The sequence below is a fragment of the uncultured Bifidobacterium sp. genome, assembly GCF_949292005.1.
GTDB lineage: Bacteria > Actinomycetota > Actinomycetes > Actinomycetales > Bifidobacteriaceae > Bifidobacterium.
Genome location: NZ_CASEXV010000090.1, coordinates 18,006 through 42,242 on the forward strand (window position 1 = coordinate 18,006; position 24,237 = coordinate 42,242).

General features: G+C 61.1%; 16 protein-coding genes. 6 read left to right on the plus strand and 10 right to left on the minus strand.

Annotation, left to right across the window (positions count from 1 at the left end):
- Positions 1–16: 16 nt before the first annotated feature.
- The 3 genes from Q1X90_RS06950 to Q1X90_RS06960 all read right to left on the minus strand — a co-directional run bounded on the left by Q1X90_RS06950 (position 17) and on the right by Q1X90_RS06960 (position 3,259).
- Entirely contained in the window at positions 17–2,362 is a 2,346-nt protein-coding gene (locus Q1X90_RS06950) for a bifunctional (p)ppGpp synthetase/guanosine-3',5'-bis(diphosphate) 3'-pyrophosphohydrolase (RefSeq protein WP_300768443.1), read from the minus strand.
- Between the two features lie 125 nt (positions 2,363–2,487).
- Complete coding sequence (dut, locus tag Q1X90_RS06955; protein WP_300768498.1) at positions 2,488–2,961, minus strand: dUTP diphosphatase; 474 nt, start codon at positions 2,959–2,961, stop codon at positions 2,488–2,490.
- Positions 2,939–3,259, minus strand: a complete 321-nt coding sequence (locus Q1X90_RS06960) for a DUF4193 family protein (protein WP_300768445.1) — start codon at positions 3,257–3,259, stop codon at positions 2,939–2,941. Before Q1X90_RS06960 ends, dut begins: the two co-directional genes overlap by 23 nt.
- Positions 3,260–3,443: 184 nt before the next feature.
- Here Q1X90_RS06960 and sepH point away from each other — a divergent pair, with 184 nt between their 5' ends.
- On the plus strand, positions 3,444–4,673 hold the full coding sequence (gene sepH, locus Q1X90_RS06965) for a septation protein SepH (protein WP_300768448.1): 1,230 nt from the start codon (positions 3,444–3,446) through the stop codon (positions 4,671–4,673).
- A gap of 87 nt (positions 4,674–4,760) precedes the next feature.
- Here sepH and Q1X90_RS06970 read toward each other — a convergent pair whose 3' ends face one another.
- Positions 4,761–5,987, minus strand: a complete 1,227-nt coding sequence (locus Q1X90_RS06970; protein ID WP_300768450.1) for an alkaline phosphatase family protein — start codon at positions 5,985–5,987, stop codon at positions 4,761–4,763.
- A 96-nt stretch (positions 5,988–6,083) separates the two neighbouring features.
- Between Q1X90_RS06970 and Q1X90_RS06975 the strand changes: the two genes are divergently transcribed.
- Positions 6,084–8,726 carry a DNA topoisomerase IV subunit A gene (locus Q1X90_RS06975; protein ID WP_300768500.1) on the plus strand — a complete coding sequence of 881 codons (2,643 nt, stop codon included), beginning with the start codon at positions 6,084–6,086 and terminating at the stop codon, positions 8,724–8,726.
- Between the two features lie 128 nt (positions 8,727–8,854).
- Complete coding sequence (locus tag Q1X90_RS06980; protein WP_300768452.1) at positions 8,855–10,393, plus strand: aspartate ammonia-lyase; 1,539 nt, start codon at positions 8,855–8,857, stop codon at positions 10,391–10,393.
- A 61-nt stretch (positions 10,394–10,454) separates the two neighbouring features.
- On the opposite strand, the gene Q1X90_RS06985 is transcribed toward Q1X90_RS06980, so the two are convergent.
- From Q1X90_RS06985 to Q1X90_RS06995, 3 genes are all read right to left on the minus strand, one after another.
- On the minus strand, positions 10,455–12,707 hold the full coding sequence (locus tag Q1X90_RS06985; RefSeq protein WP_300768454.1) for a DNA topoisomerase IV subunit B: 2,253 nt from the start codon (positions 12,705–12,707) through the stop codon (positions 10,455–10,457).
- An 86-nt stretch (positions 12,708–12,793) separates the two neighbouring features.
- Positions 12,794–14,305: an RNA polymerase sigma factor gene (locus Q1X90_RS06990; protein ID WP_300768503.1), complete on the minus strand. Its 1,512-nt coding sequence runs from the start codon at positions 14,303–14,305 to the stop codon at positions 12,794–12,796.
- A 105-nt stretch (positions 14,306–14,410) separates the two neighbouring features.
- Entirely contained in the window at positions 14,411–15,085 is a 675-nt protein-coding gene (locus Q1X90_RS06995) for a hypothetical protein (RefSeq protein WP_300768458.1), read from the minus strand.
- A gap of 150 nt (positions 15,086–15,235) precedes the next feature.
- Between Q1X90_RS06995 and Q1X90_RS07000 the strand changes: the two genes are divergently transcribed.
- On the plus strand, positions 15,236–16,336 hold the full coding sequence (locus tag Q1X90_RS07000) for a polyprenyl synthetase family protein (protein WP_300768460.1): 1,101 nt from the start codon (positions 15,236–15,238) through the stop codon (positions 16,334–16,336).
- A gap of 42 nt (positions 16,337–16,378) precedes the next feature.
- Entirely contained in the window at positions 16,379–18,538 is a 2,160-nt protein-coding gene (locus tag Q1X90_RS07005) for a PASTA domain-containing protein (RefSeq protein WP_300768462.1), read from the plus strand.
- On the opposite strand, the gene Q1X90_RS07010 is transcribed toward Q1X90_RS07005, so the two are convergent.
- Positions 18,519–19,223, minus strand: coding sequence for a 1-acyl-sn-glycerol-3-phosphate acyltransferase (locus tag Q1X90_RS07010; protein ID WP_300768506.1), 705 nt, complete (start codon positions 19,221–19,223; stop codon positions 18,519–18,521). The genes Q1X90_RS07005 and Q1X90_RS07010 overlap by 20 nt on opposite strands.
- Before the next feature lie 58 nt (positions 19,224–19,281).
- Between Q1X90_RS07010 and Q1X90_RS07015 the strand changes: the two genes are divergently transcribed.
- On the plus strand, positions 19,282–19,800 hold the full coding sequence (locus Q1X90_RS07015; RefSeq protein ID WP_300768464.1) for a hypothetical protein: 519 nt from the start codon (positions 19,282–19,284) through the stop codon (positions 19,798–19,800).
- Between the two features lie 165 nt (positions 19,801–19,965).
- Here Q1X90_RS07015 and trpD read toward each other — a convergent pair whose 3' ends face one another.
- On the minus strand, positions 19,966–21,012 hold the full coding sequence (trpD, locus tag Q1X90_RS07020) for an anthranilate phosphoribosyltransferase (protein ID WP_300768465.1): 1,047 nt from the start codon (positions 21,010–21,012) through the stop codon (positions 19,966–19,968).
- Between the two features lie 248 nt (positions 21,013–21,260).
- A complete protein-coding gene (gene secA, locus Q1X90_RS07025) occupies positions 21,261–24,146 on the minus strand; it encodes a preprotein translocase subunit SecA (RefSeq protein ID WP_300768467.1) in 2,886 nt (961 codons plus the stop codon).
- Between the last annotated feature and the right edge of the window lie 91 nt (positions 24,147–24,237).

Consider the following 24,237-nt stretch of genomic DNA (forward strand, 5'->3'; position numbering starts at 1 on the left):
CCGATGGGGGCCACGCTCAGGCGCGACCCCCGTCGCGCATTCGGCGCAGGCGCGGCTGCGCGGAATCCTTCGCACCCGTGATCCTATAGACGTCGAAGACGCCGTCGATTTTGCGCACCGCCGCCAGCACCGTCGTCAGATGCTGCGGATCGGCCATCTCGAAGGAGAACTGGCTCGTCGCCACGCGGTCGGAGCCCGTCGAGATGGACCCCGAGATGATGTTCACGCCATGATCGGACAGCACCCGCGTGACATCCGACAACAGGTGTGGCCGGTCAAGCGCCTCCACCTGGATCTTCACCATGAACAGGCCCTTGGTGCTCGTCCACTGCACGTCAATGACACGCTCCGGCTGATGTTTCTCAAGATCGAGCATGTTCTGGCAGTCCGCCCGATGCACGGAGACTCCATCGTTTCTGGTGATGAAACCGATGATGTCGTCGCCCGGAACGGGGGTGCAGCATCGCGCGAGCTTGACCCACACATCCCCCACCCCTTTGACGGACACGCCAAGGGAGCTCGTTGTCTTGCTCCGCGAGCGCTGACGCAGCGGCAGCGCCTCCTGTTCCACCTCCTCGGCGACCTCGTCCGACCCCGCGTCCTTGACCAGATGCGAGATCACGTTCTGCGTCGATATCTGCCCATCTCCGATGGCCGCGAAAACGGCGTCGGGACCTGCGAAGTTCAACTCCTCGGCAACGCCGATCATGGCCTCGTTCGTCATGAGGACAGTTGTGGGAAGGTTCCTCTTGCGCATGGCGCGGGTGAGCTCGTCCTTGCCCTCCTCGATGGCCTCCGACCGCCGCTCCTTGCTGAACCATTGGCGTATCTTGTTGCGGGCCTTCGGACTTTTGACGAAGGACAGCCAGTCGCGTGACGGCCCGGCTGTGTCGGACTTCGACGTCAGTATTTCGACCGTGTCGCCGTTCTCAAGGGTTGTGTCAAGCGGAACCAGACGGCCGTTGACCCTCGCTCCCATCGTGCGGTGCCCCACCTCCGTGTGGACCGCATAGGCGAAATCGACGGGAGTGGCCTTCGCCGGCAGGGAGACGATCGCCCCTTTCGGAGTGAACACATACAGTTCGGACCCGCCCAGATCCTCCTTGAGGGATCCCAGGAACTCGTCCGAATCCGGGGTCTCACTCGTCCAATCGGCGAGCTGCTGTATCCATTTGAGGTTGTCGGCCTCGCTCAGCTCCTGGACGTTCTCGGACTCACGCTGTCTGTCCACGCTGTCGGGAGAGCTCAGGGCACGACCTGCCTGCCCGTTCTCCTTGTACTTCCAGTGGGCGGCGATGCCGAACTCCGCGCGCCGATGCATATCCCACGTACGGATCTGAATCTCGACGGGCCTCCCTCCAGGTCCCACCACCGTGGTGTGCAGGCTCTGGTACATGTTGAGCTTGGGCATGGCGATGTAGTCCTTGAAGCGCCCCGGAACGGGATTCCACCGCGCGTGCACCGCGCCCAAAGCGGCATAGCAGTCGGGGATCGAATCAACGATGATGCGCACGCCGACCAGATCATAGATGTTCGAGAAATCGTGCCCCCGCACGACCATCTTCTGGTATATCGAAAAATAATCCTTGGGTCTGCCTCCGACGGTGGCCCTGATGTGCTGGTCCTTGAGGTCCCCTTCGATCTCGTCGATGATCTGCTCGAGATAGACATCCCGCTGACCGGCCCTTCGCGCGACCAGAACCACGATCTCGTTGTAGATCTTGGGATAAAGGGTTTTGAAGCTCAGCTCCTCGAGCTCCGTCTTGATGGCGTTCATGCCCAGACGATTCGCCAACGGGGCGTACACGTCCAACGTCTCTCTGGCCTTGCGCTGGGCGCTTGACGTCTTGACGTAGCGCCAGGTGCGGGCGTTGTGCACACGATCGGCGAGCTTGACGACCAGAACCCTCACATCGCGGCTCATCGCCACGACCATCTTGCGAATCGTCTCCGCCGGGGCCGAATCGCCGTAATCCATCTTCGAGATCTTGGTGACTCCGTCGACAAGGCCGGTCACCGTGGGCCCGAACTCCTCCCTACACTCCTCAAGCGTGTAGTCGGTGTCCTCTACGGTGTCGTGAAGAAGCCCCGCCGCGATGACCAATGGCCCCATGCCCAAATCGGCGAGAATCTGGGACACGGCCAGAGGATGGATGATGTACGGCTCCCCCGACTTCCTCCATTGTGTGGAATGCTGCTTCAGAGCACGTCTGTACGCGCGCTCGAGAATGTCAAGGTCCTCGTCGGGATAGTGAACGGCACAGGTCTGGACGATGGGACGCAGCGGATCAAGCACGTCATCGCTGATTTCACAGCCCAGCATCCGGGCCGGACGAACCTCGCCACTCGCTTCAGCCACCATCCACCTCCCTCGACCTGACAACCCATCCTACCTATGTTCCGAACCATCCGATTCCGCACCATCCCATACACAACGGAATCTCATGCGCGCGTCACAACTCCGGCGATACGCTCACACCCGGATGCTCATACTCCGGAAGATCCGAAACCACCCGTCCCGCGTTCCGACCCGGGCAGCCTCTCCGCACGGACGAAAGAGGCTTCGACATACCGCTGAATCACAAGCTGTGCTATTCGATCGCCACGATGGAGGACCACGGTCGAATCGGAATCGAGATTAATCAAAGGGACCTTGATCTCACCCCGATATCCGGCATCGATGGTTCCCGGCGCGTTGAGGACGGTCACGCCGTCGCGTATGGCAAGACCAGATCTGGGATGCACAAGGCCGACATATCCCGCAGGCAGCGCAATCGCTATTCCGGTTGGAACAAGATCGCGCTGGAACGGCGCAAGCGTGACATCGCGCGTCGTGCGCAGGTCCGCCCCGGCATCGCCAGGGTGCACGTACGACGGGAGATCCAGCCCTTCGCCGTTTCCCACCACGGTCAGAAGGACTTCGGTACTCTCCGGTTCGTTATAGGACGTATCCACCGTCACCGCCGACACACTCCTTGCAATAGTCATGACCATTGGCGTCGGTTCGAGCCAGCTGGCTGCGGTGCTTGATCAGAAAGCAGCTGTAGCAGAGGAACTCGTCGCTCTGGGTTGGCGTGACGGTTATCGACGAGTCCTCGCTACTGACATCGGGACCCGGATAGGTGTCGAAGGAACTCGCCATATTGTTCTCATCGTCATCCTCCTCAAGATCGGCCGCGGACGGCCTGCTCCCCTTGCCGAGCTCCTCCAACGAGTCGTCGTCGTCCTTGTTGCGGGGCGAATCGTAGTCCTGAGCCATACCCACTCCTTTCCAGATGAAAGACACGCGCTGCGCCATAGAATACATGAACCATCCCCTGTTTCGGCGGGGTGTCGCGCGAAATGACCCTAAAATGCAAGAGATAGGGGCACAATGGAGATAGTTTCGGTTTAACTGACGGCGTTATCGGAGAGCCGACAACTCCGAGGAAAGTGATGAGCGCATGCCTGATAATTCGCCAGTCGCGGCTCGTTTCGACCATGTGGGGCCGGAGGGGGAGCTTATCTTCACCACGGGTGAGGCCACCTTCGCCGTGACGGTCGACGACACCCTAAACAAGGCGATTCTCGAGGCTCGGCAAATCATCGCGGACTCGCGGAACAAGCCGTCCCCCGCCGCCCCGCGTGTTCCCATCTCGCAAATTCAATCGCTTATACGCGCTGGAGCCAACCCCACCAAAGTGGCTGAGCATTACAATCTCAGCGAAACGCTTGTGCGGCGTTTCTCGACCGCGGTGGAGACGGAGAAACAGTACGCCATCGAACAGTTTCTCAGCGTCTCCGCTCCCAAGGACGTCCCTGCGCATTCCTTGGGAGAAATGATCGAAAGCAGCCTCGTAGCCATGGGAACAGGCATGGAGGGCGCGTCCTGGAGCGCCACCCGCCGAGGCCTCGAACCGTGGAGGATCTCGGCTCGGTTCACCACGTCATCGGGGGCGATCAAGCCCGAATGGTCATGGGATATGCATGACAACTCCGTGTCATGCATGAATGAGAGCGCACGGCGGCTTCTCGGCCTGTATCCGCCCCAAGACGATTCGGAGGCATCCACGGACCCCCGCGCCGATTCCCAAGCAACCCCCTTCCCCGCGCCTACGAATCGCAAGCCGCGGAATCGCCGCGAGGCCATTCCCGGGCGCGCCATACAATCCGCCCGCATCGAAAGGGCCGTGTCATCGTGGGCGCTGCCGGAACCCGGCACAGACGGGGAAGGCGCGGCCGACAAGAGCAGAACCCGGAAGGGGACCGGCGCGGCCGCCGACGGACAACCGTCGGCAGCCGAGGAGCCACTACGGATCCAGGCGTCACGGCACCCCAGAACCGACCACACGACACGCAGAGCGTCCTCCCTGGATCCGGTGGCCGTCGTCGCGGAGGCCTCATCGCCATCGTCGCGTGGATCCCTAGCCGACAATCTCGCGAGCGTGTCCGACGCCGACGATGAGCGTCCGGCACGTGAGCGCTCCGCGTCTTCGACGAACGTCGGGAAAACGGCGCTCACCAGCGGCCATGCCTCCGATGAGGACGGACAGGGTCAAAACTCGCCAGCCGCCGATCGGTCATCCTCCGTGGACTCCCCGGAGACACCATCCACACAGCAGTCCAAGGGCGCCAGAAAGCATTCAGGACGCTCTGCGGTACCCAGCTGGGACGAGATCCTTTTCGGCGACTGACCGCATACGCCCACCGCAAACGAGGGCCCGGACTCCAAGAAATCGGCATCACACCGCCAAAAAGGCCGCCAAAAGCCCCGGATCCTCTCAGATGGCCCTCTCGGGGACCACGTCGATCAGACACGGTATGTCCGATTCAATAGTCGTGCGTGACCCGTGGACCCCCGGAAGCCTTGTGGCCAGATCCGTCTGCTCCCGCGAGTCGACGATCGTCGTATGTCCGCACGCCCAGACAAGCACATCGCCGAGCATGGGCACGACGCGATTATCCACCGACCCGTATGTTCCCGCGGAGATCGCCTCGTCTCGGGTCATCATAACCACGGAATCCCCAAGCTCACCACGCCATCGCGCCAGCACGTCGGATGGCTCCACGCCATCGGCCAGATAAAGCATGGGCGCACGGGGCTCGCCGCCGACCATGGCCACCCCCTCGCGCAAAGCCGGGTTCATGGCGATGTCCACACGATCCGCCTCGCGCGCCGACACCATGCCGTGGTCCGCCACAACGACGATCAGGGTTCCAGCTGGAGCACACCGCCGAAGATATCCCAACTGGGAATCCACGCGCTCGACCGCATCCGCCCATTCCCCCGACTGCCATCCGTATGCATGTCCGGCCTTGTCGACATCGCGGAGATACACGTATGTCAATCCGGGCGTGCGGGCGCTTGCGGCGGCATCGCGCATACGATCGCGCGGAGTCGACCCGCACCGGTAGTCCGCGCCACGCAACGCCGCACGCGTCAACGCGGAGTTCTCAAAACGCGGCATGCCGCAACTGGTGGTTCTTACTCCCTGCCCCACAAGCCCCTCGAACACTGTCGACACCCGCTGAAGATCGTGCGGATCCGGAGCATCGCGGAACTGGATGAGCTGACATAGCCTGCCATTTCGGGTGTTCTTCTGCGTGTACCCCGTCATCCCCGTCAGTCCGGGACATGTTCCGGTGCCGAACACGGCCATGGCCGCGACGGTCGTGCTCGGCACGCATGTCGCGATCGGACGCTGATTCGCCGAATCGTCCATCAGCGAGCGCAGATAACGCGCATGGCCGATACGTGCCGTGAGATTCCAAAAGCCCAGTCCATCGACCAGAGCGACGATGACGCTGCGGGCATCGGGAAAGCCCAGCTCGCTCTGCAACCTGCGCGGATCGCCATGCACTGCGGTGGCCACCGGATGTCCTATGGCGCTGGACAGCGCGGGAAGAACCGCCGACAACCGGCGGGCACTCCCCTGGTCGCTATTCTTCCGCGGCGCATCAGGCGCCATCGACAGCAACACGTCCTCATCCGGCGTCGACACACTCATGGCCCCCATTCAATCACCGGCGTGAGAAAACCGCCGTATATCAGCCCGTGGAGTATCATGAATCGGATTGTCACGTCCATCAGGGGGTTCGCAGCAATGGCATCACGCCGCACATCACGGCACCCGTCCTTCGACCCGCGGTCCGTGAAGGAACGCATCGTGGAGACGCCGCTTAACGAGGAGATGAGCAGATCGTTCCTCGAATACGCGTACTCCGTGATCTACGCCAGAGCTCTTCCCGACGCCCGCGACGGCCTCAAGCCCGTCCAACGACGCATCATCTATCAGATGGGCCAGATGAACCTCGCCCCCGACCGTCCGTACATGAAATCCGCCCGTGTGGTCGGAGAAGTCATGGGCAAACTCCATCCACATGGCGATTCCGCGATCTACGAGGCGATGGTCAGGCTCGCCCAGCCCTTCGCCATGCGATTGCCGCTGGTGGACGGACACGGAAACTTCGGCTCCCTCGACGACGGTCCGGCCGCATCCCGATACACCGAAGCCCGTCTCGCACCCGCAGCGCTTGGCATGAACTCCGACATCGCCGAGAACACCGTCGACTTCACCCCCAATTACGACAACAAGCTGCAGGAGCCCAGCGTCCTGCCCGCAGCGATCCCGAATCTTCTCGTCAACGGCGCCTCCGGCATAGCCGTCGGCATGGCGACGAACATGCCAACCCACAACCTCATCGAAGTGATCGGAGCCGCCAGACATCTCATGCGGCACCCGGATGCCAGCCTTGAGGACCTTATGAGATACGTCCCCGGACCGGACTGGCCATCAGGCGGGGTCATCGTGGGCCGCGACGGCATACGGCAGGCCTATGAAACCGGTCGGGGTGCCTTCTCGACCCGCGCGGTCACGCACGTCGAGAACATCACCGCGCGTAAAAAGGCGATAGTCGTAACCGAGCTTCCCTTCCTCGTGGGTCCGGAACGGGTGCTGGAGCGGATATCCGAGGGTGTGCGGAACCATAAGCTCGAGGGCATCTCCGGCGCCATCGACCTGACTGACAGACACAACGGAACCCGTCTGGTCATCGAGATCAAAACGGGATTCGACCCCAAGGCGGTTCTGGCCCAGCTGTACCGTCACACACCGCTCGAGGATGGGTTCACCATCAACAACGTTGCGCTGGTGAACGGCAGGCCACACACGCTTGGACTGCGTGAGATGCTTCAGGTGTGGATCGGGCATCGGCGGACGGTGGTCAAGCGGCGCAGCGCCTTCCGCCTTGATAAGGCGCAGGAAAGACTCCACCTGGTGGAGGGTCTTCTTCTCGCCATGGTCGACATCGATGAGGTCATACAGGTCATACGCACCTCGGAGGACGCCGAGTCGGCGCGCACACGTCTGATGTCGGTTTTCGACCTCGACGAGGCCCAGGCATCGTACATCCTCGATCTGCGTCTGCGTCGACTGACCCGGATGAGCCGCATCGAACTGGAGTCCGAGCGGGACGACCTGCGCTCCAGAATCGACGAGCTAACGGCGATCCTCAAATCCGAGGAGCGGCTGGATGGCGTGGTTCTCGATGAGATGGACCAGGCCGCGCACACATGGGGCACTCCCCGACGCACGCTCATCCTCGACCAAGATTCCGACGGTGGATACACCGCCGCACCTCCATCATTGGCGGATCCATCCTCCCCCTCCCCGAGTGGAATGGAGGCGGCCGCCGAGGCCGTAACGGTGGACACGGCCGTGCAACCCCTCACTGGCAGAGGAGGGAAAACCCCCGACGCCGCCGCAATGCAATTGGAGGACAGTCCCTGCGCGGTCATGCTTGGCGCAGACGGCAGGGTCGTGACCGGCCCGGAATCCTGGTTGTCTTTCGAACCATCCCATCAGAGCGTTCCCACGATCGCCCCCTCAAATCAGGTCATCAGCCTGATCGCCACAAGCACACGATCCCGGTTCGCGCTGATCACATCCGCAGGACGGCTTGTCGTCGCCCATGTGGCGGATCTGCCATCGACGAATTCGGCCTCTCCGGACTGCTCCACCGGAGTGAGCTCGCACGGACTCATGTCCACGGCATCCGACACATCGGAAAACGCTGGCGAAACCGTTGTGGCGGCGGTTCCTCTGGACGAGAATCCCACGCCTTTGGCGCTGGCCACACGGCACGGCGTGATCAAACGCTGGAACGGGGAATCGCCCACGACGATGGACTCGTGGGCCGTCATCGACCTCAAGGAGGATGACGAGGTCATCGGCGCGGCCACAGCGAACGACGACGACCAGCTGGTGTTCATCACATCGGACGCCCTGCTGCTCACGTATCCGTCGTCCCTTGTCCGTCCCCAAGGCCGGACGGCGGCGGGAATGGCCGGAATCACCCTATCCGAGGGAGCCCACGTCGCCGCATTCGCCGTTGTCAGTCCCAACGACGTCTCGTGGAACTATGACGAGAACGACGAGGGGCTGTCCAGCGCATCGGGCGCGGTGGTCCTCACCGTCGCGGGGGACGCGGACGCATTGCCGGGAACCGAATCCGGCTCCTGCAAAATTACTCCGCTACAGATGTATCCAACCAAAGGACGGGCCACACGCGGAGTGCGGGTGCAGCGTTTCCTGAAGGGACAGAACGCGATCATCCTCGCGTCCGTCGGGCCATACCCCCGTCGCGCGGCGACATCATCGGGGTCGGTGGTCGAACTTCCCAAGCCCGTGATGCGGCGTGACGCATCCGGGACCGAGCTGTCGTCGCCCATTGCGATCGTTGACTGACGCCACGCGTCGACACCAGCGTTTCAATGCCAGCACAAACATGGACTAGCATGCCCTGATGTGGAGAGAGGGAGATTCGAAACGATTCCCGCGCCACGCCCATGGACCGATCCCTTGATGGAGGCATTGTGACAGGGAAATCAGCATACGGTATGGAAACACGAACCACGGCGCATCAAACCGGAGTCACCCATCTGGAAAGCCATCCCTCCTCTGGCGACGGCACATTCCCCGAGGATGTCCCATCCGCCACACGACTCGAACACGACTGTCTGGGATCCGCGAGAGTACCTGCGGACGTCTACTGGGGAATCCACACCCATCGTGCGATGTCCAACTTCCCGCTCGGCTCCGCCCACGTCTCCGACCATCCCGAACTCATCGCCTCGTACGCTCTGGTGAAGCACGCCTGCGCGAGCGCGAACGCCGATCTGGGCCTTCTTGACGCCGGAACCGCCAAGGCGATCATCGCGGCCTGTCGGGAACTGGAACATGGAGAGCTCCAGGACCAGTTCCCCATTGATGTTCTCCAAGGCGGAGCGGGAACGTCGACGAACATGAACGTCAACGAGGTCATCGCGAACAGGGCGCTGGAGCTTTCCGGCCACGAGCGCGGCGAATACGACCTGATCCACCCCAACGACGACGTCAATATGTCGCAATCCACAAATGACACGTATCCCGCGGCATGCCGCCTCGCCATCGTCAGAGCGCTCTCCCCGCTCACCACGGAGACGACCGAGCTGGCCCTGTCGTTCCACGATCTCGCAGACCGGCACATCAACGATGTCACGATGGGCCGCACACAGCTGCAGGATGCCGTGCCCATGACCTTCGGACAGGAATTCCATGCCTTCGCAAGTTTCCTCAAATCGGACGCGCGGGCACTCGGATCCATGGTGACGCCCCTGTGCGTCGTCAATCTGGGAGCCACCGCGGTGGGAACAGGCATCTGCGCGGATGTCCGTTTCCGGGACTTGGCGACGCGGACGTTGCGCAGCATCAGCGGTCTTCCCGTCACCGCTGCTTGGGATCCCGTGGCTGCGGTGAGCGATATGTCCGATTTCGTCTCCGTTTCAGCATCGCTGCGCAACCTGTCCCTGCATCTTAAGAAGGCCGCGGACGATCTCCGCCTCCTCAACTCCGGTCCGAGGGCCGGTCTGAACGACATCGACGTCCCACCCCGTCAGGCCGGAAGCAGCATCATGCCGGGAAAGATCAATCCGGTCGTCCCTGAAAGCGTCGACCAATGCTGCTTTACGGTGATGGGCCTCGATGCGACCGTGTGTGCGGCCGCGGGATCGGGACAGCTTCAGCTCAACCCCTTCGAACCCGTCATCATGCATTCGATTCTCACGCAGATTCGGCTGCTGGCGAACGCGATGCGCATGTTCCGCACCCTGTGCGTCGATGGCATCACCGTGAACATCGAGGGAGGGCGGAGACACGCTTTGGCGTCGCCAGCCCTGGCAACGGCTTTGAACCCGGTCATTGGATATGAGGGTTCACTGAAAATCGCGCAGGAATCAACCGAGTCGGGACGGCCTGTGCGCGACGTGGCGGCCGAGTTGACGGATCTTCCGGCATCCGAGCTCGACAGGCTTCTCGATCCGCTGACTCTGTCTCGGAAACTCGGACAAACCTGCCATGAGCACCACGACGATTAATGTGCAGGTGGCCGGCTAAAGCACACCACCGGCCGATCAGACACCATCGGCCGACCAGGCATCAGGTGTCGATGTTGGACCTGTCGAAATCATCCGCATTATCGATGATGAACTGCTTTCGAGGAGGAACGTTGTCCCCCATAAGCAGGTCGAAGACGGAGCTCGCCTGACGTGCGTCCTCCATACGGATTCTGCGCAGCATTCGGGTGCGCGGATCCATCGTCGTGTCCGCCAACTGATCGGCATCCATCTCGCCGAGTCCCTTGTACCGCTGGATGTCGTCGTTGAAATCGATGTGACGGGCTCGCAGGTCCGCGATCCGACCTGCGAGTTCATCGTCGGAATAGGTGTAGAGGTACTCTCCTTTGCGCTTCCCGGACAGGGCTATGCGATGAAGCGGCGGCACGGCGGCGTAGACACGGCCATCCTCGATCAGACCCCGCATATACCGGTAGAACAGCGTGAGCAGAAGAATGCGTATATGGGCACCATCCACGTCGGCGTCCGTCATCATGATGATCTTGTGGTACCGTGCCTGCCCGATGTCGAAGCCCGCTCCGGAACCGGCTCCCACCACTTGGATGATCGCAGAGCACTCCTTGTTCGACAGCATCTGGGAGACGCTCGCCTTCTGCACGTTGAGGATCTTTCCTCTGATGGGGAGAAGCGCCTGGAACTGGGAGTTCCGCGCGGCCTTTGCTGTTCCCAATGCGGAGTCGCCCTCGACGATGAACAGTTCGGCGATATCGTCGTTCCCGGGTTGACAGTCCGACAGCTTCGATGGCATCGAGGCGGATTCGAGGGCGTTCTTGCGCCTTGTGACCTCCTTGGTCCGCCGCGCCTGAATTCGGGCGTGCATCTCCCCCACGATCTTGTCGAGCACACGCGCCGACTGATCCTTGTATCCGCGACGCGAGCCGAAAATCATCTCACCGAACTGCTTGTCGGTGATCGACGCGACGATCGGTCTGACGGGCGCGGTTCCGAGGACGTCCTTGGTCTGTCCCTGGAACTGCGGCTCGGCTATCCTCACGGTGACAACGGCCACCAGACCAGCGAGGATGTCATCACGCTCGACCCGGATCGACGAATCCTTGAGATTGACCTTGAGACGACGGGCGTTGGTTTCGACCGCCTTGCGAACCTGGCGGGCCATCGCCTGAAGGAAGCCATCCACATGCATGCCACCGCCGGGAGTCTCGACGACGTTGACGAAGCTGCGGATGGTGGTGTCATATCCATTCGTCCAACGCAGGGCGATGTCGACACCGCACTCTCGCGTGACCTCCTGAGCGGTGAGCTCCCCATTCGCTCCCACCGATTGCGTCTCCTCGCGGTAAGTGTCGTTCCCGCTGATATGCCAGATGTCGCTGACGGGCTCGCCCGAGGACAGGAAGTCGACGAAGTCCCGAACCCCGCCGGTATGCTGGAACGTCTCCACACGTCGATGATCGGGAATCCCCGTGTCGACGATGGTCTCGTCGTCACCGTCTGCCCGCTCGCCACCGTCATCGCGTTCATCGTCCTCAGGCACCACGGCATCGCCGGCAGGATCCGACGGTGTGTCCACCTCGCTCATCTCGTCTATCGAGTCGTCGCCCGTCGCCGGAATGGTCTCGTCGACGACAACGATCGTCAATCCGGGAACCAAAAAAGTGGTCTGGCGGACCCTGTCGATCAACTGGTCGTAACTGAAACGGGCGGTGTCGTTGAAAATCTCGGGATCGGCCCAGTATCTGATGCGGGTCCCGGTCGTTTTTCGGCCAACCTTGCCCAGAATATCCAAAGGCGTCGGCCTGTTCTTCCTGGTCCGATGGAATGGCGATTCCGGGGATGGCTCCGAGGAATCCCCATCCTCATAGGTTCCGGGGTGTCCTTGGTGGAACGCCATGTGATGGGTAACACCATCCCTGTCCACCTCGACGTCCAGACGCGAGCTCAGAGCATTCACCACGGAGGAGCCGACACCGTGCAGTCCTCCCGCGGCCGTGTATGCGGAGTTGCCGAACTTCGCTCCGGCGTGGAGCTTGGTAAGAACCACCTCAACGCCCGTCAACCCCGTTTTCGGCTCGACGTCCACTGGTATCCCTCGGCCGTTGTCGGCCACTTCAACGGACCCATCGCCATGAAGCGTGACGACTATGCGTGTGCAGGCCCCGGCAAGGGCCTCGTCCACGGCGTTGTCGAGAATCTCCCACAGACAGTGCATCAACCCTTGGCTATCGGTTGTTCCGATGTACATTCCCGGACGCTTGCGAACTGCGTCAAGACCCTCGAGCACCGACAGATCCTTGGCACTGTACACTTTAGCCATTCATGTCCTCCGACCGTGACCGTGAAATATCCTCGTCTCCCACAGGGATCCCTGTTACCTCCCTCCGTGCTCCGGAGAAAGCATTCTCATTGATCAAGGAAGTCGCGCAGAGTCTGGGATCTTGAAGGATGCCTGAGCTTCGACATCGTCTTGGACTCAATCTGGCGGATGCGCTCACGGGTCACCCCATAGACGCGTCCGATATCGTCGAGCGTTTTGGGCTGACCGTCCTCCAAGCCGTAACGCATTTTGATGACGCCCGCCTCGCGCGGGGACAGCGTCTCAAGAACCTGCTTAAACTGCTCCTGCAACAGGGAGAACGCGACGGCGTCAGACGGCGCGATGGCATCCGTGTCCTCGATCAGGTCGCCGAATTCGGAGTCCCCATCCTCTCCCAACGGCGTGTGCAGGGATATGGGCTCACGTCCGTACTTCTGGACCTCCTGAACCTTCTCCACCGGCATGTCCAGCTCACGTGCGATCTCATCAGGAGTGGGCTCTCTTCCCAAATCCTGAAGCATCTGACGCTGGACTCTGGAGAGCTTGTTGATGACCTCGACCATATGGACTGGCACGCGTATCGTACGAGCCTGATCGGCCATGGCACGGGTGATGGCCTGCCGAATCCACCAGGTCGCATAGGTCGAGAATTTGAATCCCTTCTTCCAATCAAACTTCTCAACCGCACGAATCAGACCGAGGTTACCCTCCTGAATCAGATCCAGGAACAGCATCCCTCGTCCGGTGTAGCGTTTGGCCAAGGAGACGACAAGCCTCAGATTCGCCTCAAGAAGATGGTCCTTCGCCTTCTTGCCATCCGCCGCGGCCCATTGAAGCTCCCTGCGGCGTTGGAACGTCATGGACTGGGAGTCGGTGTCAAGCAGGTGCTGGGCGTACAGACCGGCCTCGATGCGCTCGGACAGGTCCACCTCCTGCTCGGCGTTGAGAAGACTGACTCTGCCTATCTGCTTGAGATAATCCTTGACCGGATCGGCCGTGGCTCCGGCGGACACCACTCTGCGTCGGGGATTGCCTGGCTTCACGCGGGGCTCGTCATCCTCATCATCCCGAACAGTGAAGGAACCCTTGGCTGGAGAATCATGGGACACGGTCTTCTCCGACCCATCTGCTTGCTCCGTGTCCTCATCCTCGCTGTCGTCGCCCTCATGGTCAGGCTCCGAATCATCAGAGTCCTCAGAGTTCTCGGCATCATCGGAGTCTCCGTCGGAATCCGAATCCGCCTCGTCGACGTCCGAATCATCAATATCGAATTCCTCGTCCTCCACCGAGATGTCCACGTCCTCGTCGTCCAAAGTCGTGGCATCCACCTCATCCACCGAATTCGTCCCGGATGTGCGGCTCTTCCCCTTTCCCGAGGTTTTTCCCGACACGCCGCGCTTCGAGGATTGTGCTTTCGTCGTGGACGAAGGGCTTTTGGCTCCGGACTTCGCCTTCGTCGCGGATGCGGCCGATGTCTTCTTCGGCTTCGTCGTTCGAGAGCGCGCGGCCGTTCCACGACCCTTCACGGCAGTCTCGTCTCCGGCCTTCTGCGCCTGATCGACATGTTCCTGCGTCGTCGCTGATTCCTTGGTGGCCAAGCTCTTTCCTCCCACGTCATGCCCCCGCCGCCCATTCGGGCATAGCTTAGGCAAGGGCAAATCGTCAACCATTGGAGTTAACCACCGACGGAGGACTAAATTCCCCTATTCCTCTGGGAATGAAACATCACATCTTTTCGACGCGCCCACCCACGCCGGGAAAACGCCTCTGTCAAGAGCGGACATCACAATCGACGCCAACGAGCACGAGGAATCGGCATCATGCGCGGACTCAGCCCTGCGCCGGGCTCCATCCCGCCCCATCCACCACATTACATACGCGATCACGGCATGGGGTTGCGCAGATTGACTGGATTCAGCCATCGCCGCCATGCGCTCGAGGATGCTTATGGCACGGACGCACCGCTCCTCATCGGGCCGTGACTCGGGATCCTCGAAAGCCCGTGAAAGATGCTCCGACATTTTTGACACGCTGGCGGAATCATGTGGATGGGCCGCCATCGCGAGAAGGGAATCGACCTCATCGACCATGCAGACCACAGACACGATAAGACTGTCTCTGAACGACATGAACTCATTCACACCGACGAGCAGTATCTCCACATCGCCTTGGGACAGCGGGATACCTTTCGAAATAGCATCGACCCACCTTTCAAGCGGGTGGGCCAAGACGTCGTCGATGGTCGCCGCCAAACCATTCTCCCGACATGAGGCACGCAGGTCATCCACGCGACCACGCATGCGTCCGCGCGCATTCTCGGTGTCGCAGCCATCCGCGCCGTCATCGTCCGTCCATTTCGTTTGGATGCAATCCTTCATTCGAGCTCCCCCACCTCCAGGTTCATGCGCCATCGTGTCGAACGCAATCCCCACTCTCGCCGATATGGCTTCAGCCGAAGGAAGGCACCCGGAAGTGTGGTCAAACGCACCGGCCACAACGACGTAGAACGGTGTGGCTAATCTCAAGGCATGAGCTGCATCCCCGATCGATCCTCCATAGAGAGGCGCTCTCTCGACCTCATCGACCGCTATGCGCCGCCCGTGAGCCGTTCGACGGCCGATGACGTGTGCTCCCGCGTGCTGGCCGATGTCGTGTCCCAGGCGCAGTCATCCACCGTCGGAGGCAAAAGGCTGAGAGCCCGTCTCGCCCTTGCCTCGTATCTATGCCTCCACGGCGAGCATATGGACGCCATGCTTGACCTCGCGTGCGCGATCGAGATATTCCAGACCGCGGCGCTCGTCCACGACGACATCATCGACGACTCCGACCTTCGACGCGGCCAGCCCAGTGCGCACAGGGCTCTGGGAAACCGCGTCCACAGCGCGCGGATAGGCCGTGGCCTGGGACTTATGCTGGGAGACGTTCTCGCCACGTGCAGCATCGACGCCGCCGCCACAGCCTCCTCCTCCCTATGCAATGCGGGTCTTGTGGTCTCGTCTTTCCTCACCATGCAGCGGGACGTCGGGGTTGGACAAGTCATGGATCTTGGCGTCGAGCTCACCCCACTGTCCGAACCACGCGAGCTCGTGGGCGCATCATTGAACGTCTTTCGATGGAAAACCGCGAGCTACACCACGATCGCCCCGTTGGAGCTGGGATTCCTGGCTTCCGGTTCCTGGGAGCCCGCCGACTGCGTGAAGGCGGCTCATGCAATCGGCGAACCCCTTGGCGTGGCGTTCCAGCTTGAGGATGACCTTCTTGATGTCGTGGGTTCGCCGTCCTCCACCGGCAAACCAGTCGGCGGCGATATCAGGGAGGGGAAAAGAACCGTTCTTCTTGCGGACGCCATCGACTCCGCGCGGCCATCCGACAGGCAAACCCTCATATCCATCTTCGAGAAGCGCGAGCGGACGGATGAGGACGTTCGGACCGCGGCGGGAATTTTCGAATCCTCCGGAGCTCTTGAGAAGTCGCGCCAACGCATAGCCCATTTGTGGTCGCAAGCAGTGATGGCCATCGACTCATGTCGGCTCGACGACACGTCAAACGACCTTCTGAGGACGTCGTGCATGGAATTCGTGCCGATGATGGGCCATGCCCGCAAGGGAGACGCGGAGCCACTAAACTGATGTCACCAGAACATCCATACAACGGGGGGCCGGCAGGACACCATGGGTGATTCCACCACACAGGTCGAGGGAACCGTCATCGACGGCCGCTATCGCATCACCCGCCGCATAGCCGCGGGTGGCATGGCGACCGTCTTCCTCGCCATCGACGGAAGGCTCGACAGGAACGTCGCGATCAAAGTGATGCACACCCAATTGGCGAATGGGCCACACCGCGAGCAGTTCGTGGAACGATTCCACCGCGAGGCCCGATCCGCGGCCGCGATCGCCAACCCCCATATCGTGCAGGTCTACGACACCGGCGAGTACTCCCAACGTGAGTACCTCGTCATGGAATACGTCCACGGGGTCAACCTCCGCGACGAGATGTCACGCCGCTCGACATTCGACGTGCGCTCGACATTCCGCATCCTCGCGGAAACGTTGGACGGCCTCGCCGCTGCTCATGCCGCCGGGCTCGTCCACCGTGACATCAAGCCCGAGAACATTCTGATCAACGACAGAGGGCGTGTGCAGATTACTGATTTCGGGCTCGCCAAGGCCGCGTCCCAGGCGACGCTCTCCTCCACCGGCATGCTTCTGGGAACCGCATCCTATCTCGCCCCGGAATTGATTGAAAAGAACATCTCCACACCGCAGGGAGATCTGTACTCCGTGGGAATGATGGCCTGGGAGATGCTCGCCGGACGGCTTCCCTTCGTGTCGGACAACCCCGTCACCCTCGTCTTCCGTCATGTCCATGACGACGTTCCTCCCGTCGATCAGGTCTGCCCCGGCATCGATCCGGCCATCGTGGCGTTCATCAGGCGGCTTACGGCCAGAGATCCCAGCCAACGTCCACGTGATGCCGTGGAGGCGTTCTCAATCGTCAGGGATCTGGTCCGAGGCCTTCCCGCGGCGGCATGGGATTACCGTTTGTCTCCCGCAGCGGCACCATTCGATGTGACAGGTCGGTCCGATGTGACGCATGAATCCGAGAAGATGGATGAAAGAAGCCTCGCAAATCCAGTGGCTCCCACGGATTTGACAGGACTACGGACTAACCAGCCGGACCAGACAGGCGGAACGAACGAGACGGACGTGGACGCGGCGAGGACGCCATTCGCGTCGCAGGACACGCAGGTGTCGCAGTATGACGACGCTGAGGCCGGACGCACGGGGTTCCCTGGCGATGCGATGGCGACCATGCCTCTTGCGGGGGACGAATCGGTCCGTCCGCACGCGCACCGACGTGCCGTGATCATCACTCTGATCCTCAGCGCGCTGGTCCTTGCGGCTGCGGCGGGGACCGGGGTCTGGTGGTACATGCGCGGTCCAGGAAGCTACTGGACTCTTCCCAAACCGGCGGGTTTGTCGTGTTCCTCGGACACCGCGTGCGTCATTACGAACGTATCGTGGAAGAACTATCAGAGGTCTCTCACTGTGGTGGGAATACCCTATTCGGTCACAACAAGCTACAGCGACGACGTGGCGACCGGAAAGATCATCTCGACATCGCCGTCAACCGTGGGATCCCATGTAGGCAGACGAACGAACGACACAGTGTCCGTTGTCGTGTCCAAAGGCGTGAGAAAGGCCACCGTCCCCAACGATATCCTCGACACAGACACCACCCATGGAAAGAACCCCATCGCGGCTTTGCAAAAAGCCGGATTCACGAATATCGCCCATAATGATGACAGTGACTCATGGTCATTGTCGGTTCCGAAAGGCTCGGTGATATCGATCAGCCTTGACCCGGGGACGACGGCCAATCATTCGACTCCCATCACAGTCGTTCTCTCCAAAGGACCCATGCCCGTGAGCATGCCGGACATCGTCGGGAAAACAAAAAGCGAGGCGCAGTCCTCGTTCGACGACGCCAAGCTCACCGCCACATACACCGAGGAATACAGCGACACGGTCAAGAAGGGCGTGGTCATATCGGCCGAGTACGCCGCCGGCAAGGAACTTTACTGGGGCGACACGGTGTCCGTCGTCGTGTCCAAAGGGCCTGAGATGGTCACCATTCCCGACGTGCGGGGAATGTCGACGACGAAGGCGAAATCCGTGCTGACGGCACTAGGCCTTCGCATCACCGTGAGCGCCCCACTCGGCGATCTGACGCACACGGTACGCCTTCAATCGATCAGCCCGGGGACACAGAGCCGGCTACGTAGCGAGAAAGGTGTCGCGACATCCATCACTTTGACGGTTGTGTGACACCGCGTGATGCCGCCATCCTCTTCTTCACCACTTGGGCGTATTCGTCCACATACTCCTGTCCGCCCATACGCGCTATCTCGGCGATAATACGGTCGGTGAGTGACCGCAGCTCCTCGTGGGTGACATCCCCCGGGTCACGACGTCCCACCTGGATGGGACGGCCATAGATCACCGTGGTGCGGCCTTTGGAGGGAATGGTCTGTCCTGGCTTCTGTATCTCTCGGCTGCCGATTATCGCCGTGGGTATGATCGGGCATCCGGTTTCGAAGGCCAGCCGCGCCACACCGGTATGCCCGCGATACAGCCGGCCATCCGGGCTGCGCGTGCCCTCGATGTGTATTCCGAAGAGATGCCCGTCCTCGATGATCGTCCTGGCATGACGGAGGGCGCCTAGAGATTTGGATCCACCTGATCGGTCCACGGGAAACACGCCAACCGAGGTGAACCACCATGCGATGAACCGGCCCTTGAGCCCCTTTCCTTCGAAATACTCGGCCTTCCCCATGAAATGAATCATCCGGGGACAGGTGAGCGGCAGCAGCGCGTCATCGATGACCGCAAGATGGTTCGCGGCAACGATGCCACCGCCAGTCGAGGGGATGTTGTTCAGACCTTGCGCGGTGGGATGCACCCGACGTCGGGCCACTGGTCCCAGAAGACGAACGAAAAACCAATAGAGCACCGAATGTCCTCCCTGCCTTCTTCTCATTTTGACATCCCGCACCATTACAGTGGGGATTATGACTGACACCAACAATAGCAATGTCCCTCGCCCGCAACCGGACGACTCCGGATCCTCGTCCGAGGACATGTGGCGTGAGTTCGAGAAGGAGCATGCGCAGGAGCTTCAGGACGTCGCCTCGTCACGCAGCGCCAAACGCTTCGAGCGTCATATCAAGCGCCAGCGCAAGAAGGCCCTTCTCTCAGTCGACGACCTTGCCAATGGGGCGTTCACCGACGACGTTCCCTCATCCGGTCCGCGGGATTTCACACACTCGAGCGTTTTGTCCTCACCTGACGACGAGTTTGTCCCACCGGATCCCCATCATGAACGGCCACGGGCGTCAATCGCCGTCTTTGCTGTCCTGTTTGTGGCGGGAATACTGGCGATCATTGCATCCACGGTGGTCTCGGGGCTGACGAACACTCTGGTGTTGGTCGCCGGCGTGAGTGCCGTAATCGGTGGGGTGGGACTGATCAACACCCGCAGGCCGCACGCTCCGGGCCGCCGTGATGGAGACGATGGGGCACGGGTATAGTCGAACATCTCCATTGTCCGCCGTTGGAATCTGAACGTGAATCGCATGAATCCGTGAATCGCACGGATTCGAGGATATGGAGTCCCACATAGTCGTGGCCCCGGTTCGATGAGGAACCGGGACCACGACGAGCAGCCGCCACTTCGACAGCCACCACGTGATTCGTCATCTGCGGGCAGCGGCGAGCCACCGGTCAAGAAGTCTGGCCGCGCGCGAGGAATCGACAGCCTCCTCGGCAAGCGCGTAGGCCTGAGAGAACCGATCCGACAGCGAGGCTTCTGGATCCGACAACTCACGCCCATCGGCCACAATCGCCGAGGCTGCGTTAAGCAAAGCTGTCGAACGGAACGGAACGTCCTCGCCCGCAAGGAAAGCCCTCATCCGAGAGGCGTTGTAGGCCGGCTCCCCCCCGCGGAGGTCCTCCACGGTAACCCGTTCCAGTCCCAGCTCCTCGGCGGGATCGAACTCGGTCTCGGAAATCTTCCCGTCACGGATTTCCCATACGGAGACAGGACCCGTCGGAGCCATCTCATCCAACCCCTCGGAGGATGTGTAGACCATTCCCGTCTGGCCGCGCTTCGCGTACACCTCGGCCATAATGGGACTCAACCGCCGATCGGCGCAGCCGATGGCGACATGCTGTGGATTCGCGGGATTCGTGAGCGGTCCAAGAACGTTGAAGACGCAGGGAATGCCCAGCGCGGAACGAACGGGTCCCACAAAGCGCATGGCGGGATGGAACGTCTTCGCAAAGGCGAAAGTGATCCCCACCTCCTCGCCGATTTCCCCGACCCGCCCCGGAGTCAGATCCAGAGGAAGGCCAAGCGCCTCAAGACAGTCGGCCGCGCCACATTTGCTGGAGGCGGCCCTGTTCCCGTGTTTGACGATCCTGACGCCGGTCGATGCCGCGACGACGGATGCCATCGTCGACAGATTCACGGTCGCGGCGCCATCCCCACCGGTGCCGACGATATCCGTCGTCTCACCGGAGACCTCCAAAGGAACGGCATGAGACACCATGGCCTGCGCCGCCCCATATACCTCGGCGCTTGTCAGGCCCAGCTGCTGCTGCGTGGCCAGCACCGCGCCGACGGCGGCAGGATTCGCATCCCCCTCCATGAGGTCGTTCACAAACCACTCGGACTCCTCCGCGCTGAGATGGTTTCCAGCGATGAGTCTGGTGAGAATCGACTTCCATGTGATCTCCGCCATGTTTCCTCCTTAGTGCGCGATGAGGCGATGTTGAGTACGCGGACAACAATCATGTCCACACAGCGAATTGTAGTGTTCCTCCGCCGTGTCTACGTCTTCGTGTCCATAATGGATGCCCTCTCGCGCAGGTTCGACGGGATTAGGGCGTACGGCCGCAGCAGGGATATGACGAAGGGCTCGGACGACGACCAAAGTCGCAACGCCATCCGAGCCCCGCCGGACCTCAGCCAATCATCATGGCCAGGCCGTCATTTCTCATTCTGTCCGTGGCACATCTTGTATTTGCGTCCCGATCCGCACGGGCAGGGCGCGTTCTTCGAGGTGCCGGGGAAAGTCCGTCCATCGGACCACGGGGAGCGAAGCTCCTCGCTCTTCGGCCGCTTCGAGAGGGGAACCTCCGCGTCGGCGTGGCTGAGAGGCTGCGGGCCAGCCAGTCCAGCCAGATGGTCACCGTTATCCGTGTCCGCGGCATCCTCCACACCATCGGATTCGGACTCCTCCGCGCCGTCATCGTCCGCCGCGGCGTCCTCGGTGGTTTCGGCATCCTGTGGAACGGACAGGCCCATGTTGATCTCGGCCTGTCCGACCGCTGCATCCTCGTCGGTTTCGGTTTCGGTGTCCTCCGAGCTGACGACCTGCTCGATGTCGATGTGGAACAGAAGCTGGACGCTCTCCTCCTTGATGGCCTCCACCATGGAGTTGTACATCTGGTAGCCCTCGCGCTGATACTCGACAAGCGGGTCGCGCTGGCCCATGCCGCGCAGGCCGATGCCATCCTTGAGATAATCCATCTCGTACAGATGCTCGCGCCATTTGCGATCCAGCACCGCAAGCACAACACGGCGCTCCAGCTGGCGCATGCCCTCCTCGGGGACCTTCTCCTCCATCTCCTCGTACTGTCTCTTGGCATCGTCGACGATGATGCGTTTGAGCTCGGATTCGGCCTTCGCGCGCTTAAGCAACACCACGGCGTCCTGCGTCGCGACGGGATCCACGCTGACCGGGAACACGGACTTCAACGCGGTGAAAAGACCCTTCCAATCCCAACGATCAGGCTTGTCCGATCCCCTCATCGCGCCCCGGATATAGCTGGCCACGGTCTCGTCGATGAAACGCATGACATCGTCGTGGATGTCCGCGCCTTTGAGAACGGCCTGACGTTCGGCGTAGATGACCTTGCGCTGCTTGTTCATTACATCGTCGTATTTCAGAACGTTCTTACGGATCTCGAAGTTCCTCGACTCAACCGCCTTCTGGGCGTTCCGGACTCCTCTGGACACGCTCTTGGACTCGATGGGCTCCCCCTCGGGAAGTCCCTTCGCCATCACGCGCGCGACGAGCTGGGTGTTGAACAACCGCATCAGATCGTCCTCGAGGCTGAGATAGAACCTCGATTCGCCAGGATCCCCCTGACGCCCGGAGCGGCCGCGAAGCTGGTTGTCGATACGCCGAGACTCATGTCTCTCGGTTCCAAGCACGTACAAGCCGCCGAGTGCGACGACCTCCTCGTGCTCGTCCTTCACCTGCGCCTTGGCCTCGGCCAAAGTCCCAGGCCACCTCTTCTCATATTCCTCAGGTGTGTCCTCCGGCGAGTACCCCTCCGCCTTGAGCTTCTGGTCCGCAAGGAACTCGACATTGCCACCGAGCATGATATCGGTTCCACGACCGGCCATGTTGGTGGCGACCGTCACCGCGTTCTTCCGACCCGCGACGGCGACCACGGACGCCTCCTGCGCGTGGTGCTTGGCATTGAGCACCTGATGGGGTATGCCCGCCACATCAAGAAGGGACGATACGACCTCGGAGCTCTCAACGCTCGCCGTGCCGAGAAGAACCGGTTGTCCGGAGGCGTGACGCTTCGCCACATCCTTGATGATGGCGGTGAGCTTCTCCTTCTTGGTCCGGAAGATGAGATCGTCCTTGTCCTCACGAATCATGGGCTTGTTCGTCGGAATGGGAAGAACACCGAGCTTGTAGGTGCCCATGAACTCCGCGGCCTCAGTCTCCGCGGTGCCCGTCATTCCCGAGAGCTTGTCGTACATGCGGAAATAGTTCTGAAGAGTGATGGTGGCGAAGGTCTGGTTCTCAGCCTTGACCTCAACGCCCTCCTTCGCCTCGATGGCCTGATGGAGTCCTTCGTTGTAGCGCCGTCCGGGAAGAATTCGACCAGTATGCTCGTCCACGATAAGGACCTCGCCCTTGGTCACGACGTAGTCGCGGTCACGAAGGAACAGCTCCTTGGCCTTGATGGCGTTGTTCAGATAACCGATAAGAGCGGTGTTGTTGGGCTCATACAGATTGTCGATTCCGAGGAAATCCTCAACCTTGGTGATTCCGGGATCGAGTATTCCGACGGTTTTCTTCTTTTCATCGACCTCATAGTCCTCATCTCGCGTAAGCTTGGGGACCAGACGTGCGAACTGCCTGTACCACCGTGTCACATCGCCTTCGGACGGCCCCGATATGATCAACGGAGTACGGGCCTCGTCAATAAGAATCGAGTCCACCTCGTCGACGATGGCGAAGTGGTGCCCTCGCTGTACAAGATCGTTTTTGTTCCACGCCATATTATCGCGCAGGTAGTCGAAACCGAATTCGTTGTTGGTTCCGTAGGTTATATCGGCCTGATACTGCTTTTCCCTCTCGGCGGGCTTCTGATCGGTGATGATGCACCCGACGCTCATTCCGAGGAAGCGGAAGATACGCCCCATCAATTCGCTCTGATAACTGGCGAGATAGTCATTGACGGTGATGACGTGGACGCCTTTGCCCTCAAGCGCGTTCAAATAGCTCGGCAACGTGGCGACAAGGGTCTTCCCCTCACCAGTTTTCATTTCCGCGATGTTGCCCCAATGCAGAGCCGCACCGCCCATAAGCTGCACATCGAAGTGACGCTGACCGAGGGTCCTCTTCGAGACCTCACGCACGGTGGCGAACGCCTCAGGCATGAGCGCGTCGAGCTTCTCGCCGTTCTCCAAGCGCTGCCGGAACTTTCCTGTCTGCTCCTTCAGCTCGTCATCGGTGAGCGAAGATATCTCGTCCTCCAATGCGTTGACGGCCTTGGCCACAGCCTCAAGCTTCTTGATCTGGTGACCTTCGCCCATCCGTAGGGCTTTGTCGACGATATCCACCACGTTCCTGCTCCCTCGTTCCACAAGTCATCAACGAGCATATCCCGAAACCATGCGTCCGGGCACAAACCTTGTCTAAGTGTACGCGACCACG

Excerpts from the sequence above, each read along its gene's own strand:
- Q1X90_RS06950 (WP_300768443.1), bottom strand. The coding sequence starts at position 2,362 with ATGGTGGCTGAAGCGAGTGGCGAGGTTCGTCCGGCCCGGATGCTGGGC.
- Q1X90_RS06960 (WP_300768445.1), bottom strand. The coding sequence starts at position 3,259 with ATGGCTCAGGACTACGATTCGCCCCGCAACAAGGACGACGACGACTCG.
- sepH (WP_300768448.1), top strand. The coding sequence starts at position 3,444 with ATGCCTGATAATTCGCCAGTCGCGGCTCGTTTCGACCATGTGGGGCCG.
- Q1X90_RS06970 (WP_300768450.1), bottom strand. The coding sequence starts at position 5,987 with ATGAGTGTGTCGACGCCGGATGAGGACGTGTTGCTGTCGATGGCGCCT.
- Q1X90_RS06975 (WP_300768500.1), top strand. The coding sequence starts at position 6,084 with ATGGCATCACGCCGCACATCACGGCACCCGTCCTTCGACCCGCGGTCC.
- Q1X90_RS06985 (WP_300768454.1), bottom strand. The coding sequence starts at position 12,707 with ATGGCTAAAGTGTACAGTGCCAAGGATCTGTCGGTGCTCGAGGGTCTT.
- Q1X90_RS06995 (WP_300768458.1), bottom strand. The coding sequence starts at position 15,085 with ATGAAGGATTGCATCCAAACGAAATGGACGGACGATGACGGCGCGGAT.
- Q1X90_RS07000 (WP_300768460.1), top strand. The coding sequence starts at position 15,236 with ATGAGCTGCATCCCCGATCGATCCTCCATAGAGAGGCGCTCTCTCGAC.
- Q1X90_RS07005 (WP_300768462.1), top strand. The coding sequence starts at position 16,379 with ATGGGTGATTCCACCACACAGGTCGAGGGAACCGTCATCGACGGCCGC.
- Q1X90_RS07015 (WP_300768464.1), top strand. The coding sequence starts at position 19,282 with ATGACTGACACCAACAATAGCAATGTCCCTCGCCCGCAACCGGACGAC.
- trpD (WP_300768465.1), bottom strand. The coding sequence starts at position 21,012 with ATGGCGGAGATCACATGGAAGTCGATTCTCACCAGACTCATCGCTGGA.